The organism is Corynebacterium riegelii (genome assembly GCF_001263755.1).
Lineage (GTDB): Bacteria > Actinomycetota > Actinomycetes > Mycobacteriales > Mycobacteriaceae > Corynebacterium > Corynebacterium riegelii.
Genome location: NZ_CP012342.1, coordinates 1,137,220 through 1,153,626, shown reverse-complemented (window position 1 = coordinate 1,153,626; position 16,407 = coordinate 1,137,220). Strand labels below are relative to the sequence as shown.

20 protein-coding genes are annotated in these 16,407 nt (G+C 59.6%); 9 read left to right on the top strand and 11 right to left on the bottom strand.

Going from position 1 to position 16,407, the window contains the following annotated elements; genetic code table 11:
- Window positions 1-13: 13 nt before the first annotated feature.
- Both AK829_RS05590 and AK829_RS05585 read right to left on the bottom strand, forming a co-directional pair.
- Window positions 14-877, bottom strand: coding sequence for a GDSL-type esterase/lipase family protein (locus tag AK829_RS05590; protein ID WP_083439761.1), 864 nt, complete (start codon window positions 875-877; stop codon window positions 14-16).
- Between the two features lie 31 nt (window positions 878-908).
- Window positions 909-1,886 carry a suppressor of fused domain protein gene (locus AK829_RS05585; RefSeq protein WP_157045296.1) on the bottom strand — a complete coding sequence of 326 codons (978 nt, stop codon included), beginning with the start codon at window positions 1,884-1,886 and terminating at the stop codon, window positions 909-911.
- Between the two features lie 114 nt (window positions 1,887-2,000).
- On the opposite strand from AK829_RS05585, the gene AK829_RS05580 reads away from it, so the two are divergent.
- On the top strand, window positions 2,001-2,810 hold the full coding sequence (locus tag AK829_RS05580) for a Bax inhibitor-1/YccA family protein (protein ID WP_052204951.1): 810 nt from the start codon (window positions 2,001-2,003) through the stop codon (window positions 2,808-2,810).
- A gap of 75 nt (window positions 2,811-2,885) precedes the next feature.
- Here the strand turns inward: AK829_RS05580 and AK829_RS05575 are convergent, their stop codons facing one another.
- The 3 genes from AK829_RS05575 to AK829_RS05565 form a co-directional block, all read right to left on the bottom strand.
- Window positions 2,886-3,428, bottom strand: coding sequence for a hypothetical protein (locus AK829_RS05575; protein ID WP_052204949.1), 543 nt, complete (start codon window positions 3,426-3,428; stop codon window positions 2,886-2,888).
- Between the two features lie 55 nt (window positions 3,429-3,483).
- Window positions 3,484-4,005 carry a transcription elongation factor GreA gene (gene greA, locus AK829_RS05570; RefSeq protein WP_052204947.1) on the bottom strand — a complete coding sequence of 174 codons (522 nt, stop codon included), beginning with the start codon at window positions 4,003-4,005 and terminating at the stop codon, window positions 3,484-3,486.
- A gap of 89 nt (window positions 4,006-4,094) precedes the next feature.
- Window positions 4,095-4,580 carry a DUF4307 domain-containing protein gene (locus tag AK829_RS05565; protein ID WP_052204945.1) on the bottom strand — a complete coding sequence of 162 codons (486 nt, stop codon included), beginning with the start codon at window positions 4,578-4,580 and terminating at the stop codon, window positions 4,095-4,097.
- A gap of 112 nt (window positions 4,581-4,692) precedes the next feature.
- Between AK829_RS05565 and mca the strand changes: the two genes are divergently transcribed.
- From mca to AK829_RS05550, 3 genes are read left to right on the top strand one after another with little or no spacing between them, the layout of a single operon-like run.
- Window positions 4,693-5,568 carry a mycothiol conjugate amidase Mca gene (gene mca / locus AK829_RS05560; protein WP_052206405.1) on the top strand — a complete coding sequence of 292 codons (876 nt, stop codon included), beginning with the start codon at window positions 4,693-4,695 and terminating at the stop codon, window positions 5,566-5,568.
- Between the two features lie 2 nt (window positions 5,569-5,570).
- Window positions 5,571-5,876: a hypothetical protein gene (locus AK829_RS05555; protein WP_052204942.1), complete on the top strand. Its 306-nt coding sequence runs from the start codon at window positions 5,571-5,573 to the stop codon at window positions 5,874-5,876.
- A 35-nt stretch (window positions 5,877-5,911) separates the two neighbouring features.
- A complete protein-coding gene (locus AK829_RS05550) occupies window positions 5,912-6,682 on the top strand; it encodes an isoprenyl transferase (protein WP_052206404.1) in 771 nt (256 codons plus the stop codon).
- A 17-nt stretch (window positions 6,683-6,699) separates the two neighbouring features.
- On the opposite strand, the gene coaA is transcribed toward AK829_RS05550, so the two are convergent.
- Complete coding sequence (gene coaA, locus AK829_RS05545; RefSeq protein WP_052204937.1) at window positions 6,700-7,635, bottom strand: type I pantothenate kinase; 936 nt, start codon at window positions 7,633-7,635, stop codon at window positions 6,700-6,702.
- 103 nt (window positions 7,636-7,738) lie between these two features.
- Between coaA and glyA the strand changes: the two genes are divergently transcribed.
- Window positions 7,739-9,046: a serine hydroxymethyltransferase gene (gene glyA, locus AK829_RS05540; protein WP_052204935.1), complete on the top strand. Its 1,308-nt coding sequence runs from the start codon at window positions 7,739-7,741 to the stop codon at window positions 9,044-9,046.
- A gap of 4 nt (window positions 9,047-9,050) precedes the next feature.
- Here glyA and AK829_RS05535 read toward each other — a convergent pair whose 3' ends face one another.
- A complete protein-coding gene (locus AK829_RS05535) occupies window positions 9,051-9,416 on the bottom strand; it encodes a DUF5997 family protein (RefSeq protein ID WP_101734189.1) in 366 nt (121 codons plus the stop codon).
- On the opposite strand from AK829_RS05535, the gene AK829_RS05530 reads away from it, so the two are divergent.
- From AK829_RS05530 to AK829_RS05520, 3 genes are all read left to right on the top strand, one after another.
- On the top strand, window positions 9,415-10,158 hold the full coding sequence (locus tag AK829_RS05530) for a LysR family transcriptional regulator substrate-binding protein (protein ID WP_232305795.1): 744 nt from the start codon (window positions 9,415-9,417) through the stop codon (window positions 10,156-10,158). The genes AK829_RS05535 and AK829_RS05530 overlap by 2 nt on opposite strands.
- A gap of 93 nt (window positions 10,159-10,251) precedes the next feature.
- Window positions 10,252-10,866 (top strand): LGFP repeat-containing protein, encoded by a 615-nt coding sequence (locus tag AK829_RS05525; RefSeq protein ID WP_052204931.1) that lies wholly within the window; start codon window positions 10,252-10,254, stop codon window positions 10,864-10,866.
- A gap of 51 nt (window positions 10,867-10,917) precedes the next feature.
- Entirely contained in the window at window positions 10,918-11,463 is a 546-nt protein-coding gene (locus AK829_RS05520; protein ID WP_052204930.1) for a GNAT family N-acetyltransferase, read from the top strand.
- A 14-nt stretch (window positions 11,464-11,477) separates the two neighbouring features.
- Here the strand turns inward: AK829_RS05520 and AK829_RS05515 are convergent, their stop codons facing one another.
- Genes AK829_RS05515 through AK829_RS05500 form a run of 4 tightly spaced genes read right to left on the bottom strand, consistent with a single transcriptional unit; the run spans window position 11,478 to window position 15,578 of the window.
- Window positions 11,478-13,034, bottom strand: a complete 1,557-nt coding sequence (locus AK829_RS05515; protein WP_052204927.1) for an MDR family MFS transporter — start codon at window positions 13,032-13,034, stop codon at window positions 11,478-11,480.
- Window positions 13,028-13,636 (bottom strand): TetR/AcrR family transcriptional regulator, encoded by a 609-nt coding sequence (locus AK829_RS05510; protein WP_052204924.1) that lies wholly within the window; start codon window positions 13,634-13,636, stop codon window positions 13,028-13,030. The genes AK829_RS05515 and AK829_RS05510 overlap by 7 nt, the downstream gene beginning before the upstream one ends.
- 27 nt (window positions 13,637-13,663) lie before the next feature.
- A complete protein-coding gene (locus AK829_RS05505) occupies window positions 13,664-14,164 on the bottom strand; it encodes a hypothetical protein (protein WP_052204922.1) in 501 nt (166 codons plus the stop codon).
- A 13-nt stretch (window positions 14,165-14,177) separates the two neighbouring features.
- Window positions 14,178-15,578: a class II fumarate hydratase gene (locus tag AK829_RS05500; protein ID WP_052204919.1), complete on the bottom strand. Its 1,401-nt coding sequence runs from the start codon at window positions 15,576-15,578 to the stop codon at window positions 14,178-14,180.
- 113 nt (window positions 15,579-15,691) lie between these two features.
- Between AK829_RS05500 and AK829_RS05495 the strand changes: the two genes are divergently transcribed.
- Window positions 15,692-16,393, top strand: coding sequence for a CPBP family intramembrane glutamic endopeptidase (locus AK829_RS05495; RefSeq protein ID WP_052204914.1), 702 nt, complete (start codon window positions 15,692-15,694; stop codon window positions 16,391-16,393).
- The last annotated feature ends 14 nt before the right edge of the window (window positions 16,394-16,407 follow it).

The window sequence follows — 16,407 nt, the reverse complement described above, 5'->3', positions numbered from 1 at the left end:
TACGTAACCTCATTTACACAACCTTGGCCAGCTCCTGCGCAACAAACCCGGAGCCGGCACGCGAAGGGTGGTACGGCATGTTGTAGTGGGTAGTGGTGGTATCTACCAGGCCGGAAACCCAACGCTCACTATCCTTTGCGCAGGTGTTGTGGCTTGCGGAAGCCGTCTTAATGTCTACAAACGTCGCACCGATTTCACGGGCCGCACGCTCCTGGAAGTTGCGAGTGTTGTTTTCCACCTGCTGCAGCAGCGGCACCGGGATGCCCAGCGGCGCGTTGGGAACCACGTTGATCAGGCAAAAGCGCTGCGCACCGTTGGGCTCAGACATGGCGAGCATGCCCGCAATGATGATTTTGGTGTGAGGTGCGACCTCACGAATTTTCGCCGCCGCCGTGTGCATGTCCGCAACGTAGCGGTCCCCAATACGCCCGAAATCAAAACCGGTGCCAGAGGCACGCGTGTTGCTGGGCCAGTGGTTGTTAAAACCAACAGCGAGCACCACGCTGCGGGTCTGCGGGTTGATGTCTCCGCGCGCAATGGCTTTTTGCACCATGCCGATACTGGACCAGGACGTCAGGCCAGCGCACGACCAGTCCGCCACATTCAGGCCCGTGCGGGCAGCCAGCTGACGAGGGTAGTTGTCAGGGCTTTGCAGGCACGCGCCGTTTGAGGGGTAATCAGCCAGAAACGAGGAGCCATCTGCGCCGGGGATCTTCGCCGCCCAGTGGCGCTGGTTGTCTGGGTTGGCTGCATACGAGTCGCCGATGACGACAACGTTGCCGACCGGCTGGGCCATCGCTACCGGCGCGGCACCTAAACTGACCGCACCAAGAGACAGGAAAGCAGCAAAACCCTGGAGCAAACCTCGAAGACGCATAAACGTTAGGTTACATTGAGCTGCCCACTTGCTAGAAGTCGCCTACAACGTGCAGCGTTACCGGCGCCGCGCTAAGCCGGTAGGTTCCCGGCAGCGGGTCTACTGTAGCGATGATTTCATTCGCCAAATCCCGAGAGCCATCCAGCTGAATATGGGTCTCATCTGCTTCAAAAATGGCACCCGGGGCCAGCAGCACCCAGACGTTGTTACGCACCAGCGCAAACCTGCGGCCAAACCTGAGCCGGTAGCGAGCCGCACGGATCAACGCCTTGGCAGCGTTGACATCAAGATCAATGCGGCCGGTGGCATCCACATCTAAAATCTTTGCCTCCACCGCACCAAGGGAGGAACCCTCGCGCAAGGTTGCAGCCTCTACGAGCTTGCGTATCGACGCCACGCCCAACACACTTCCCCTTTCCCCATCACCAACCCCAAGAGGCACGTGTTCCGTGAGTACTTGGGCAAACGCAGCGACATCCCAACACAGCGCTGCCTCCAACTCATCCGGAGTCACCCACAGCGCCTGAGTAAAACGAACGATGCCAGTCGGCGGGTCAATATGGCCCAACACCGGATCCGTAATAAAGAGAAACCCGCCTGGCAAGTTCCTCGCGGTGAAGTGGTGACCCGGCGCGATGTCATTGCCGCTACGCCACACGGAAGCCACCATTGTTGCTAGCTGCTCCGCGGGCCAGGCAAAGGGAACAGGACCCGAGTGCGGCACGCGCATAGTTAATTCCGTCTGTGTGCCCGCAACGGGAACGGAAGAACGCACCCGTGAAAGCCCGAACGTGACGTACAAGTAGTGGGGGACAGGGGCCTCCACCAGGTAAGCACGAACCTCTAGCTCATCAAACGCAAACGTGAACGGCTCAGGCGCAGTGCTGAGATCTGAGCTGAGATCTGAGCTGAAATCTTGAGTGCGTGCTGCAATGTGCGCACTGATTGCGTCTCCACCAAGGCGCGGGGCGTGGAACATCCGCTCCGCAAACTCACGAAACCACGACACAAATAACAATCTACGGGAACTAAAACATTGAAACTGACGTTATTGACAGTGACACTAAAAGTGGCACGAGAAGTGACACGTGAAAGCGATATGTAAAAGAAAGGACAGGGTTACGTGAAAAGCTCGAACCCCGTGCTGAAAAACCTGCCGGGCGCCCAGGGGGCGCAGGGCTACCAGGACTATCAGGGTTACCAGGACTACCAGGGGATCCAGACCCTGCCACAGTCTGAGCGCCCGATGACCGTGGACGATGTGATTACCAAGACCGGCATCACGCTCGCCGTGATCGTGCTTGGCGCTCTGATTTCCTTCGGTCTGTTTGCCAGTGGCAATGACGCCGCCGGCACGATCGCAACTGCTGTCGGCGGTGTTGGCGCCTTCATCGTAGTGATGGTGCACTCCTTTGGCCGCAAGTACGGCTCGAAGACGCTGACCTTGATCTACGCCATTCTTGAAGGCCTGTTCCTTGGTGGCTTCTCCCTGCTGATCACTGGCGCCTTCAGCGTTGGCGGATCTGATGCGGGCTCGCTCATTGGTCAGGCAGTGATTGGCACCATCGGCGTGTTCATCGGCATGCTGTTTGTCTACCGTACCGGCGCCATCCGTGTGACCCCACGCTTCACTCGGCTACTGACCGGTGCCATTTTCGGTGTGTTTTTCCTGGCGCTGGGCAACCTGTTGCTGTTCCTGTTCACCGGCATGTCCCCGCTGCGCGGCGGCGGCACCCTGTCAATCGTGTTCGGTTTGGTGTGCGTGGTGCTCGCAGCACTCGCATTCCTGCAGGACTTTGACCAGGTGGACAAGCTGGTCCGCGTCGGCGCACCGGAGCAGGCAGCATGGGGCGCAGCCCTGGGCCTGGCTGTGACGCTGGTGTGGCTCTACACTGAGATCCTTCGCCTGCTGGCCATCTTTAATGACCGCTAGCTAAAACGGGGATACGACAAAAGCCCCGCACCTTCAGATTGTGAACTGAAGTGGTGCGGGTCTTTCGCTTTGCGTTTAGTAGTTCGACTCCGGGTTTACCGACTGGCCGTCAACGCTGATGGTGCTGAAGACAACCTCACCATCGACGTCCTGCGGAGCGCCCAGCACTACGCTGACGCCCTCAACAACGCGATCCGGATCAACAGTGACGCGGGTAGCGGTGCCGGACGCGCCGTTAGCGGTCCACTCGTCCCAGACGATGTCCTCGAGGCGCTCCTTGCCACCCTCGCAGTCCAGGTTCAGTGCAGCCGGGCGCTGCAGGCCGGTCACGCCGCAGTTGTTCAGCAGCGGCGTAGCGTCAGCGCCAGCGGTCACGGTGGTGGTGGAGGCTGCGGTAGCGGTTGCCTGCGCTGCAGAAGCGTCAGCCACGTTGGTTGCGTCAGCAGTCTTGGCTGCGCCGGTGCTGCCGGAGGAAGCCAAGGAGTCAGCGCTCTGGCTCATTGCCGTGTCCACCTTCTGGTCAGAAGGGTTCTCATTCGGCGGGGAGCAAGCAGTGATAGCAAGAGCAGCAATTGCGGCAATGCCAGCTGCGGCGATACGGGAAGGTGAGGAAGTCACGGGTTACATCCTTAAGGGTTGAAAGCAGTCGAGTGAGATGCTTTGTACTTCTTACTTACTTCTTACGCGGGGTAGAAGCCTTAACCGAATCATAAGGCTCCGCGGAGATAATCGTCACCGAAATCTCGCGACCATTTGGTGCGGTGTAGGTGCGGGTCTCTCCCTCAGATGCGCCGACAACGGCAGCGCCCAGCGGAGAGTTCTCCGAATAGGTCTCAAGATCCTTGTTGCCAGTGGAGGCAGCGCGGGTACCAATGAGGAAGGTTTCCTTATCGTCCTCATCACCGTTGTAGTAGACGTGGACAACGGAACCGACGTGGGCAACGCCCTCAACAATGCCGGTGCGCTCAGTGGTGGAGTTAGCTAGGAGCTCAGAGATCTGCTTAATGCGGGCCTCTTCTTGATCCTGCTGTTCACGCGCAGCGTCGTAGCCCGCGTTCTCCTTCAAGTCGCCCTCTTCGCGGCGCTCGTTGATCTCGGCCGCGATGACCGGACGGTTATCAATCAGCTGCTGAAGCTCGGTCTCCAGCTTCGCCTTCATCTCAGGAGTGATGTACTGCTGTTGGGTCTCAGCCATAAGTCCACTACCTTCCCTTTTACTTCGGGCCCTTTTACCTCGGGTTTACCTCATAGTTGCAGGGCGCAAGCTTAACACGGCAGGCGCCACTATCTGGCACCAAGGTGCGCAGACTGTGGGTCCAGATATGACGGCAGGTCATAAGAACAGCCGTAGACCCTTCCATCTGCTAGCCGCCCGCGAGTGGGCAGCTCCACCTCGAAGCGCAGCACATCCTCCCCGCCAGCAGGAATTACAAACTCGCGGCGTCCAACCTCTGCATGGTCATAATCCACCGCTTGGATGATGCAGTACGCATCTTCATCGGTCTTCTTGCGGGTCACGTCCACCCACACACGTGCGGTGTCATCGCTCACACGCTCTTCACCAACAACCTCTGCACTGATGGGACGAGACTGGCTGCGATAGATTGCCTGGCCAGCAACGACCAGGGTGAACGCCACCAGTACAACAGCCACGATGACAATGATCTTGCCGCTGACAGTGGTGCCTTGCTGCCGCTGTTTTTCAGTAGCAGCGCCATAACGGGGGCGCTGCTTCGGAGAGTTTGCAGATGCGTTCGGCGCTTGCGGCACGGCGTTCAACCTCACTTCACTTCGATGACCCCCACAGGGAGATGTACTCGATCGTACTAATATGGTCGGTTGTTATTGCATGACCCCCTTCCAGGAAAGTTGGATCAAAACAGTGACAGGTTTGCGCCTTATGGCCATCCACGCCCACCCGGACGATGAATCGTCCAAGGGTGCAGCAACTATGGCTAAGTACGCTGCGGAGGGACACCGTGTCAAGGTAGTAACGTGTACTGACGGTCGCCGCGGCGATATTCTCAATCCCGCGATGGACCGCCCTGGCGTGTTGGAAAACATTGTCGCGGTTCGTGAGCAGGAGATGGCTCAGGCAGTGGATGCGCTTGGCGTTGAGCACGAGTGGATGGGGTATGAGGATTCCGGGTTGCCTCAGGGCGACCCGCTGCCGCCGCTGCCGGAAGGGTGCTTTGCGGTGCAGCCGGTTGAGGAGGTTGCGGGAAAGCTCGTGGCGTCGATACGCAGCTTCAAGCCCCATGTGCTGATTACTTACGACGAAAACGGCGGCTACCCCCACCCTGACCACCTGATGGTGCACGCGATTTCCATGGTTGCTTGGGAACGAGCGGGAGATCCCGCCTTCGCCCCGGAAGCAGGGGAGCCATGGACGCCGCTGAAGATGTACTACAGCCACGGTTTCATCCTGAAGCGCATGGAGCTTCTGCACGACCTGCTGGAGGAGCGGGGCGAGGTCAGCCCATATGGGCTGATGATTAAGCGTTGGAAGGAAAACGAGGCCGACATCATGGAGCGGGTAACCACCCGCGTTGCATGCGCCGACTACTTCGAACAGCGCGCCCAGGCGCTGACTGCGCATGCGACGCAGATCGATCCGGCCGGCGCGTTTTTGGCAAGCCCTGTTGCAGATCAGCAGCGTGTGTGGCCGACCGAAGAGTTTGAGCTGGCCCAAACCCGCGTTGAAGTCACGTTGCCAGAGCACGACCTGTTTGAGGGCATTACAGAGGGAACCAAGTAACAATGACTGATTTTTCTTTTGCTGAGCTTTCGTTTGCTGAGCTTTCATACGTGGTCGCCCAAGCACCGCCGGAAACGCCGCGGGGCCCTGACTTTGGCAAGGCCCAGCCGACAGGCCTGCTGCTAATCGTGGTCCTTGGTGTTGCCGTCATCGCCTTGGGTTGGGCGTTTCACCGTAGGTTTTCGCGCTTCAACCGTCGTCGCGCGTTTGCGGAGATGCACGGTATTGATCCATTTGATGAGAAGGCCCTGGATGCGGCGATGGAGGAAGCCGGCGTGCTGGATCGCCGCCGCAAGCGGTTCATCTAAGTGTGCAGTTGTTGGGCGCGGGTAGAGTGAGTTTTGTGACTGTGCTGGAAACTCTGCTTTACCCGTTGTATGAGGCGCGCCTGCGCCGAGAACTGCGTGGTAAGCCCCGCCCGAAGCACATTGGGGTGATGGCGGACGGGAACCGTCGGTGGGCTCGCGAGGCTGGCTACGACGATATTTCGCACGGCCACAGGGTGGGTGCCGCCAAGATTGGTGAGTTGGTTCGTTGGTCTGCAGAGATGCAGATTGATGTGCTGACGATCTATTTGCTGTCCACCGAAAACTTGCAGCGCACCAGCGAAGAGGTTGAGCTGCTGTTCACCATCATCTCTGAGGTGATTGATGATCTGGCGGCGGAGCAGTACTCCTGCCGCGTACGCCTCGTCGGCCACTTGGAGCTGTTGCCGCCTGAGGTTGCGGAGCGCATGCAGCGCTCTGCTGACACGACCACGCAGAAGCACGGCCTAACCGTCAACATTGCGGTGGGTTACGGTGGCCGCCAGGAGATTGTGGATGCAGTGCGCACGCTTATCGACGATGCGGTGTCCACCAACACGCCCCCCGAAGCACTCTCCAGCCTGGTCACGGTGGAGTCAATCGCAGACAACCTGTACACCTCGGGCCAACCGGATCCTGATTTGGTGATCCGCACCTCCGGCGAACAGCGCCTTTCAGGGTTTTTGCTTTGGCAGGCGGCGTACTCAGAAATCTGGTTCACCGATACCTACTGGCCAGCGTTTAGGAAGATCGACTTCCTGCGTGCGTTGCGTGACTACTCGCAGCGGTCCCGCCGGTTTGGCAAGTAGTTTTATTAGATCTTGCGCTAGATCTTGCGCATCCTCACCCGCTGCACGGTGTGATCATATCCCTTGCGCAAGACGAGCGATGCCCGCACACGGGTTGGCAGAATGTTTTCCACCAAGTTGGGCAGGTTGATGGTCTGCCACAGCTCGCGGGCCTTATAGGCGGCCTGTGAGTCATCCAGATTGGCGTAGGACGCGAAGTGCGCACCGGGCTCACGGAAGGCAGTATTGCGCAGCTTCAAGAAACGCTCGATGTACCAACGCTCAATGTCTTGAGTTTTTGCGTCAACGTAGATGGAGAAATCAAACAGGTCGGACACCATGAGTGTGGGGCCGGTTTGGAGCACGTTGAGGCCCTCCAAGATCACAATGTCCGGCTTGCGTACCTCGACGTACTCGCCGGGCAGGATGTCGTAGGCTTTGTGTGAGTAGATCGGAGCTTTGACTAACGGCTGGCCGGATTTCACCTCTGTTACGAAGCGCATGAGCTGGCGCCGGTCGTAGGACTCGGGGAAACCTTTGCGCTGCAATAGGTTGCGTTTTTTGAGTTCGGCGGTGGGGTAGAGGAAGCCGTCGGTAGTAATCAGGTCTACTCGGGGGTGAGAATCCCAGCGCTGCAACAGCACCTGCAGTACGCGGGCGGTGGTTGATTTACCTACTGCCACAGAGCCTGCGATACCGATGACGAAGGGAACATGCCCGGGATCACCCCCGATGAAGGCCTCCGTGGAGTTGATCAGCTTTTGGCGCGCCCGCACGTGGAGGTGGATCAGGCGCGAAATCGGAAGGTAGATGTCTTCGACTTCTTGTAGGTCCAGGTTTTCACCGATGCCGCTGAGCGTTTCCACCTCCTCAGCTGTGAGAACTTGCTTCATGGTGGCGCGGCGTTGCTTCCAATCGTCGCGAGAGAAATCGAGGTAGGGACTCGAATCGGCACCATTGGCTACGCGGGACATGAGCACTATTGTTGGCATCTGTGCGAATTTAAGCAAAATTGTGTAAGCCTGGCGGCCTATACTTTCATTCGACCGTGCCCAAACTCTATTGAAAGGACCAGGTTTGTCTGCGTCTGTTGACCCCCAAGACCTGCGTTACCAAGATCTAGCAACGTATGACCCTGAGGTGTACGCCGCCATTGAAGGCGAGCTTGCCCGCCAGCGCACCACGCTGGAAATGATTGCTTCTGAGAACTTTGTGCCGCGCAGCGTGCTGCAGGCACAGGGTTCTGTGTTTACTAACAAGTACGCCGAGGGCTACCCGGGGCGTCGCTACTACGGCGGCTGCGAGCACGCTGACGTGGTGGAGGATCTGGCACGTGACCGTGCGAAGGAAGTGTTTGGCGCGAAGTACGCCAACGTGCAGCCGCACTCCGGTGCACAGGCCAACGCCGCCGTGCTGATGGCGCTGGCGGAGCCGGGTGACACGATCCTGGGCCTGTCGCTGGCTCACGGTGGCCACCTGACTCACGGCATGAAGATCAACTTCTCCGGCCGTCTCTACAACGTTGCGGCCTACGAGGTGGAGGAAGACACCCACCTGATTGATATGGCCAAGCTGCGCGAGCAGGCGCGCGAGGTGAAGCCGAAGGTGATCATCGCCGGCTGGTCCGCCTACCCGCGTCATGAGGATTTTGCGGAGTTCCGCTCCATCGCCGATGAGGTTGGCGCGTACCTGTGGGTTGATATGGCCCACTTTGCTGGCCTGGTTGCTGCTGGCCTGCACCCGTCGCCGGTGCCGCACGCGCACGTAGTTTCCTCCACGGTGCACAAGACCCTTGGCGGTCCGCGTTCCGGTTTCATCTTGACCAATGACCTTGAGCTGCACAAGAAGCTCAACTCTGCTGTCTTCCCGGGCCAGCAGGGTGGCCCGCTGATGCACGTGGTGGCCGCCAAGGCGACTGCGTTCAAGATCGCGGGCACGCCTGAGTTCAAGGACCGCCAGCAGCGCACCCTGGATGGTGCCCGCATTTTGGCAGAGCGTCTGACCCAGCCGGATGCGGTTGAGGCCGGCGTTGGCGTGGTTTCCGGTGGCACCGATGTGCACCTGGTGCTGGTGGACCTGCGTAACTCTGAGATGGACGGCCAGCAGGCAGAGGATCTGCTGCATGAGGCGGGTATTACGGTCAACCGCAATGCGGTGCCGTTTGATCCGCGTCCGCCAGCCGTGACCTCTGGTCTGCGTATTGGTACCTCCGCGCTGGCAACGCGCGGTTTTGGCGAGGAGGACTTCCGCGAGGTAGCGGAGATCATCGCTGAGGCCCTGATCAAGGGCAAGGATGCCGATACTGCGGCACTGGCCAAGCGCTGCGCTGCGCTGGGCGAGAAGTACCCGCTTTACCCGGGTATTGAAGACTGGAAGATGCTCTAAGCCTTTAGTCTTCGCTTGCGGCGTTGTTTGTGGTGCTGCTGGCGTGCTGCGTGCGTGCTGCGCGCAGCCACTCCGGCTGATCTGCAAGCAGCGCCTTGATTTCTTCGGTGGTCAGCGGCTTGTCCATGTCATTGTTCTTCAACGCGGTGATGGAAATACCAAGCTTGCGGGCCACCTCCGGGCGGGGGTGGGGGCCGTTGCGGCGTAGATCCACCAGCCACTGGGGCGGGTTTTCCTGCAGTTCGCGCAGTTGGGCGTGGGTGACGGCGCCGTCTTGGAATTCCTGCGGGGTGGCGGGAAGGTAAAGGCCGAGTTTCTTTGCGGCGGTTGCCGGCTTCATGGCGGTGCCGGATGGTGCATTCGTGCTCATGGCAGTCCACGCTAGCATTGAGCGCATGCTGACCATCTCCTTTGTTACTGGCACTGAACCGGGCAAGTGGTTTAAGCGGTATGAGGAGCTTTCGGGCACTTGCTTATCAGCGTTGCCGTCAACCAACCCCCTGGCCGAGCCCGCAGACCTTGCGCTGATGCGCCTGCCGGATACGCGAGTAGACGAGTCTTTTCACGTTGTCCGCCTCTATGAGGAGGCGCTTGGTGTCGCGGTGCCGAAGGACTCGGTGTACGCCGAGATGTTTGCCGCTACTGGGGAAGCGGTGGATATAGAAGATCTGCGCGATGAGATTGTGAACTTTGATTTTTTCGAGTGCTTGAAGCCTGCAGGGGAGGCGGCGGGAGAGACTGTGGGGGACGCGATTGAGCAGTTGCGGACGGCGCTGCAGGTTGTCGCGGCGAACGTGGGTGTTGCATATGGGCCACTGCCACTTTTGCGGGCCTTGAGCAAGAAACAAGTTGTGGCGGCGCCGCTTGAGGCGCTGGAGGTAGCGCCGACGGAAATCGCGCTGGTATGGAAGAAAGAGCGCGACAGTGAGGAGGTCCAGGACTTCGTTGGGGTGGCGAAGGGAAGGACGGTGCGTTCGTCGCGGCAAACGGTGAAAGCGAAGAAGGGTGAGAAGCCTAAGAAGGGGGTAAAACCGCAGGCCAAGAAGCGTTCTGCGCAGGGAGTTCGGGGTAAGGTGCAACAGCGCTCAACTCGCAACCGGAAACGGCGGTGATGCCCCCATTAGGGTGTGATGGGAAGTGGTAGTCGGGGCTCCATATGCATAATAGGGAGTTGTTCTACGGAGAATCAGAAAGGTAATATGATTATGAACCGCAAGATTGTTGCTTCCATTGCTGCTGTTGCACTGGCTGGCGGCCTGGTTGCTTGCTCCAACGATGCAGACACCACTGCAGATACCACCGCGGAGACCACCGCTGACGCTACTGCCACCGACGTAGCTACCGAGACGGTTGCCGCTGAGACCGAGACCGCTTCCTCCACCGAGACCGCTACCGAGACCGTGGCGGCAGAAAGCGAGGGTGCTGCGGCTGCTGAGGGCGCAACCGAGGAGCTGGCGCTTGCTGGTGGCAAGACCGCAATGGTTCCGCAGGGCGTTAAGGCTGCTATCGACGAGTTTGCTGAGGCTTCCTGGGGCGAGCCGACCGCCGTTGAAGAGGTAGACGGCGGCTGGATCGTAACCTTCGACGGTGAGCACTACATCACCTGGAAGGAGTCCACGGGCGGCTCCCCGATCTGGGGTAAGATCGCGCAGTCCTGGCTCAACGACGTTCACGGTGCACGCGAGATCGGCTTCCCGCTGGCTCCGGAGACCCCGAACACCGACGAGTCTGGCTGGAACCAGGAGTTCGAGAACGGCACCCTCGAGTGGACCCGTGACGGCGGCGACGATGCTGCCTTCACCGCAAAGGTTGAGAAGTAAAAACCCCGTTAAAGCCGTTTTGGTTTGCATCATGGCCGCACCTTCTTCACAATGGGTCTGGTGCAAAACCAAGGGTTTGATATTCGACCGATCCGTGAAGAGGACTATCCGCAGGTCCGTGAAATCTACGAGATGGGCTTGCGTTCCGGTAACGCCTCCTATGAAACTCGTGGGCTGACTTGGGACGAGTTTTCCCGGAGGAAGATTATTGAGACGGTGTTCGTGGCCGTCGATAAGCAAGACGATGCTCGGGTGCTGGGGTGGGTGGCTGCCGCGCCGGCGTCGTCACGCAGTGTGTTCCATGGGGTGGTGGAAGACTCTATCTATACTCACCCCGATGCGCGCGGCAAGGGGGTCTCCGGCGCGCTGCTGGACAAGCTGATCGCCACCTGCATTGACCTGCACAAGTGGTCCATCCATGCGTGGATTTTCCCGGAAAATGAGGGCTCTGCTGGCCTGCACCTCTCGCGAGGTTTTGAAAAGGCCGGCACCTTCCACAACATGGGCAAGATGAGCTACGGCGAGCATAAAGGCCAGTGGCGCGACTGCGACATCTACGAGCTGCTGCTGCCGATGAGCAAGGATGATTCCAACTAGCTCAACTAGCTCAACTAGCTCAGGTCTTCCTTGAGCGGCTCCTCCTTGACCGGGAAGAGCAAGATGAGCGCAACGATGGTGAGCGGCACCATGAGCATGAACACCGGGGTCAGGCCGTCGTTATAGCTGCTCAATACCACCTCGCGCAGGGGGCCTGGAAGCTGCGCAACAAGGTGCGGGGTGAGGCTGTTTGCGCCGTTTTGGAACTTCTCTGCCCACTGGGCGCCCTCAGGTCCGAGCTGGGCAAACGCCTCGGGGAGACGCGTTTCCAGGTGGTCGCGCATACCATGGATGAACAGGGAGCCTGCGAGCGACGCGCCAATGGCCGAGCCGATCTGGCGGAAGAAATTGTTGGTAGAGGTAGCGGTGCCAACCATGCGCAGGGGGAACGAGTTCTGCACAATCAGAACCAGCACCTGCATAACAAGGCCCAAGCCGAAGCCGAAGACAAACATGTACACGCCGAGGCGGGTCAACGATGTTTGTGGAGTGAGCTGGGAGAACAAGTAGAGGCCAAGGGTAGTCACCGCCATGCCCGCAAGCGGGTAAATCTTGTAACGGCCCGTCCTGGCAATGATGAATCCCACCGCCATACCGGTGCCCAGCATGCCCAACACCATCGGCAGCATCATCAGGCCGGCTTCAGTAGGCGTGAGTTCATGGACCATCTGCAGATACGTCGGCAGATAAGCCAGCGTACTAGTCATGGCAAAACCTAACACGGTGCCAGCCAGCGTTGTTAACAACATGTTGCGGTTGCGGAACAGTCCCATCGGGATCAGGGGGTCCTTCACGCGAAGCTCTGTAAACACGAACAGCACAGCGCTGACGGCGGCAATGGCGGCAAGGGTCAGGATGATGGGGGAGTTCCACGCATACTGCGTGCCGCCCCACGTGGTGGTGAGGATCAAGCTGGTGGTGGCGATGACCATCAGCGTGGTACCCACGTAGTCGAAATGCATGCCCTTTGCGGAGCCATGACGCAGCTTCAGCACGGTGGCCGAGGCGGTCATGGCCAGCAGCCCCAGTGGGATGTTCATCCACAGCGCCCAGCGCCAACCCGGGCCGTCCGTAAACCAACCACCAAGCACAGGGCCCAGCACGGAAGAGACGCCGAAAACCGCACCCAGGACGCCCATGTATTTGCCGCGCTCACGAGCCGGGACAACCTCAGCGATGATGGACTGGGAGTTAACCATCATGCCGCCCGCGCCAAAACCTTGGATGGCGCGCCCAATGATGAGCAGCTCCATGGTCTGTGCGAAGCCGCCGATCGCGGAACCGATGACAAACAACACGATGCCGCCGATGTAGAGCCATTTGCGGCCAAGGATGTCCCCAAGCTTGCCGTTTAGTGGCATTGCAATAGTCATGGTGACCAAAAACGCGGAGATCACCCAGCTCATGTGCTCTACACCGCCCAGCTCGCCGACAATCGTTGGCATGGCGGTAGCGAAAATCATCTGCCCCAGCGAGCTCATCAGCATGGTGAGCAGAAGGGCAGAAAACACCAGCTTCACGTTGGGTGCCGCCGGCTGAGCTGCGCTCGATGTTGTGGGGTTGTCTACCATGTCATCTCCTTTACGTAACCGGTCAGCTCTTTGGCGTAGGCGAGTAGTTGGGCGGTGGGGTCGGCGTCTTCCGGCGGCTGCCACAGGTAGCGGCTCACCACACCATGGAACAAGACGACGATGAATTGGGTCTCTTCCTCCGAGGATCCGGAGCCTCTTCGGTCCTCCGGAAACTGCTCAAAATGGTCGCGTACCGCGCGTCCAACCTTGGAAAGAAAGCCGCGCTTGCGGGCAGCCTCCGCGTGCATCAGACCGGGATTGTTCTCCAGCAATTCACGACGGCACGTCGCCGCCGGCCCGTCGAACGGCCCTGGCTTGACCTCCATGGAACGAATGACCAGCTCCAAGAGGTTATCGCTGGGGGTATCCCGGATTGCGTCCAGAGCGGACTGGCTAAACGCGAAAGGGAAGGAGCCGAGGATCGCTTCATCTTTGGAGTCGGCGTAGTTGAAAAACGTGCGCCGGGAAATGCCGGCGGCGCCGCAGATATCTTCAACTGTGACGTTGTCGTAGCCGTGTTGGCTGACAAGCTTGGCGGCTTCGTTGCGAATGTTTCGCAGCGTCTCGCGGCGTTTCTGCTCCCTGATTCCCTCTTTTTGCACGGGGTGCAATATTACACCCCGTGCAAACTAAGGCAAGCCTGCTGAAAGCTCGCCTTCTACCAGGGCAGTGCTGTTCTCCGAGTAGGTCAGTTTGATTACGCCTGGCGTGATTTGATCAACGTCCCAGCGGCCCTGGCCGTTGTTGCAGCCCTTGGTCAGCGGGGTCGACTGGCCATCCTCGCCGATCAGTGCCGTGCAGCCCGTCAGGGGATAGGTCACCGACGCAGTGCCGCCACCAAACGTGGCCACCGCAGGCCACGCCTGCACCTTCGCGTTTTCCTCAAGGCTATTCAGGGTGCCCGTGAACGTGCCAGTCGGAGCCTCCGGGTCCTGCGTAAGTTGCGGCTGCGCGGTCACCGTGACCGTCTCCGGGACAGCGGAGGTGGGCTCGGGGCGAGGGTTCGCCGACCACCACGCACCAGCAAGCGCAACCAGAATCAGGGCGACAGCAAGCGCCGAGACGCCGGCGGCAATCCAAGGTTTGTTGGAGCCGCCGGCGTCGCGGAGTTCAGAAAATGAATCTGCCACTAGCTAGCTGACACTAGTTGCGGTCAGTGTTTGCCATGGACAGCACGTTGAGGCGCTTGTCCAGCTCTTCCTCGGTGAGCTTCTCGCCGTCCACAAAGCCAAGATCGATCGTGGCCTGGCGGATGGTGATGCCCTCCTTAACAGCGTGCTTAGCAATCTTCGCAGCGTTTTCGTAACCAATCGCGGAGTTCAGCGGAGTCACGATAGACGGGGAAGACTCAGCCAGGGTGCGCATGCGCTCCTCGTTCGGCTCAATGCCGTCCACAAGCTTGGTAGCAAACTGACGTGCCGTGTTTGCCAGCAGGCGGGAAGACTCCAGCACGTTGCGAGCCATCATCGGGATGAACACATTGAGCTCAAACTGGCCCTGGGTGCCGCCGAAGGCAACAGCAGCATCATTACCGATGACCTGTGCGGAAACCTGGGTTGCGGTCTCACACAGCACCGGGTTGACCTTGCCCGGCATGATGGAGGAGCCTGGCTGCAGGTCCGGCAGGTGGATCTCAGCGAAGCCAGCCAGCGGGCCGGAGCCCATCAGGCGGATGTCGTTGGCGATCTTGTAGAAGGAGACCGCCACGGAACGCATCGCGCCGGAGAACTCCACCAGCGCGTCACGGTTGGCCTGCGCCTCGAAGTGGTTCTTCGCCTCAGAGAGCTGCTCGACCCCGGTGAGCTTCACAAGCTCCTCAGTAACCTTGCCGCCGAACTCAGCCGGAGTGTTGATGCCGGTGCCCACAGCGGTGCCGCCGATAGCCAGCTCACCCAGGCGGTGCAGGGTCGCCTCAACACGCTCGATGCCCAGCTCGATCTGGCGTGCATAGCCAGAGAACTCCTGACCCAAGGTGACCGGGGTGGCATCCATCAAGTGGGTGCGGCCGGACTTCACAACCTCGTGCCACTCCTTGGCCTTCTTATCCAGGGACTCGTGCAGCACCTTCAGGCCCGGGATGAGGTCATTGACCGCCGTTTCGGTAGCAGCCACGTGGGTTGCCGTTGGGAAGGTGTCGTTCGAAGACTGGCCCATGTTCACGTGGTCATTCGGGTGTACCTCAACGCCATTGGCCTTCGCAATGGACGCGATGACCTCGTTGGTGTTCATATTCGAGGAGGTACCGGAGCCGGTCTGGAACACGTCGATTGGGAACTGGTCGTTGTGCTTGCCGTCCGCAATCTCCTTCGCGGCAGCGATAATTGCGTCAGCCTTCTCAGCATCCAGGTTGCCCAGGTCCTTGTTCACCTGAGCACATGCAGCCTTCAATAGGCCAAGCGCACGAATCTGCTGAGCCTCAAGGCCGCGGCCGGAGATAGGGAAGTTCTCCACAGCACGCTGGGTTTGTGCGCGCCAGAGAGCATCGACGGGCACCTTGACCTCGCCCATCGTGTCATGTTCGATGCGGTATTCCTGATCAGCCATGATTGTCCTTTACTTCTTTCCCATGCACGCCGTGCACGTGCACTAGCGTTATCGTGCACTCGTGCCTGTCCACTGATCGATTATGCCCCAGATAACAAAAACGAGGAGCGACAATGCCAGATTTGCGCACACAAAACGCCCCCGCATTGAGGGATGTACTTGTGGCGTTGGCAGCCATGGCGTCTATGTACGCCCTTTTGATCGGACAAGGGCTGCTTCTGGCGCGTTTGGGGGTGTCACGTTCGACGGCCACAGCGCTGATCCCAGTCATCCTTGTGATAGCCATGGCTGTGCCCATGTTCGTGCTGTTTCGCTACATGCGGGGTGCTGGGCTTGGGCTTGGTTTTACAAAACTGGGGCGCCGGGGTTGGCACCTGCTGTGGCAGACGCCGGCGGTGGTTGTTGCCGCGGCGACTTTGAGCGCAATCGTCGGCACGCTTATAGGGCTTGCCCCCGATAAAGAATCGGCAACGGGCGTGCTGGCTTCGGACGCGAAACAGGCTGCCCCCGTCCTGCTTCTCTTGATCGCATACCTACTGGTAGGGCCGTTGATTGAGGAGGTCGTGTTCCGTCGCGTACTCATGGGCTACTTTGACACCCGAATGTCGGCGGTGGTGAGCGTCCTGCTCACCTCCGCCATTTTCGGCGCCGTACACATTGCGCCAGTAGTAATCCTCTACACCTTTTTCCTGGGCATCGGACTAGCGCTGGTGGCGCGGTTCCACGGCAACATCACCGCCAGCTTCATTGTGCACGCGGCCAACAACCTGCTGGCCAGCGCGGCAACGTTCGCAGCGTTTATAGCGCTGCTGTAAGTGGGGCTTACTGC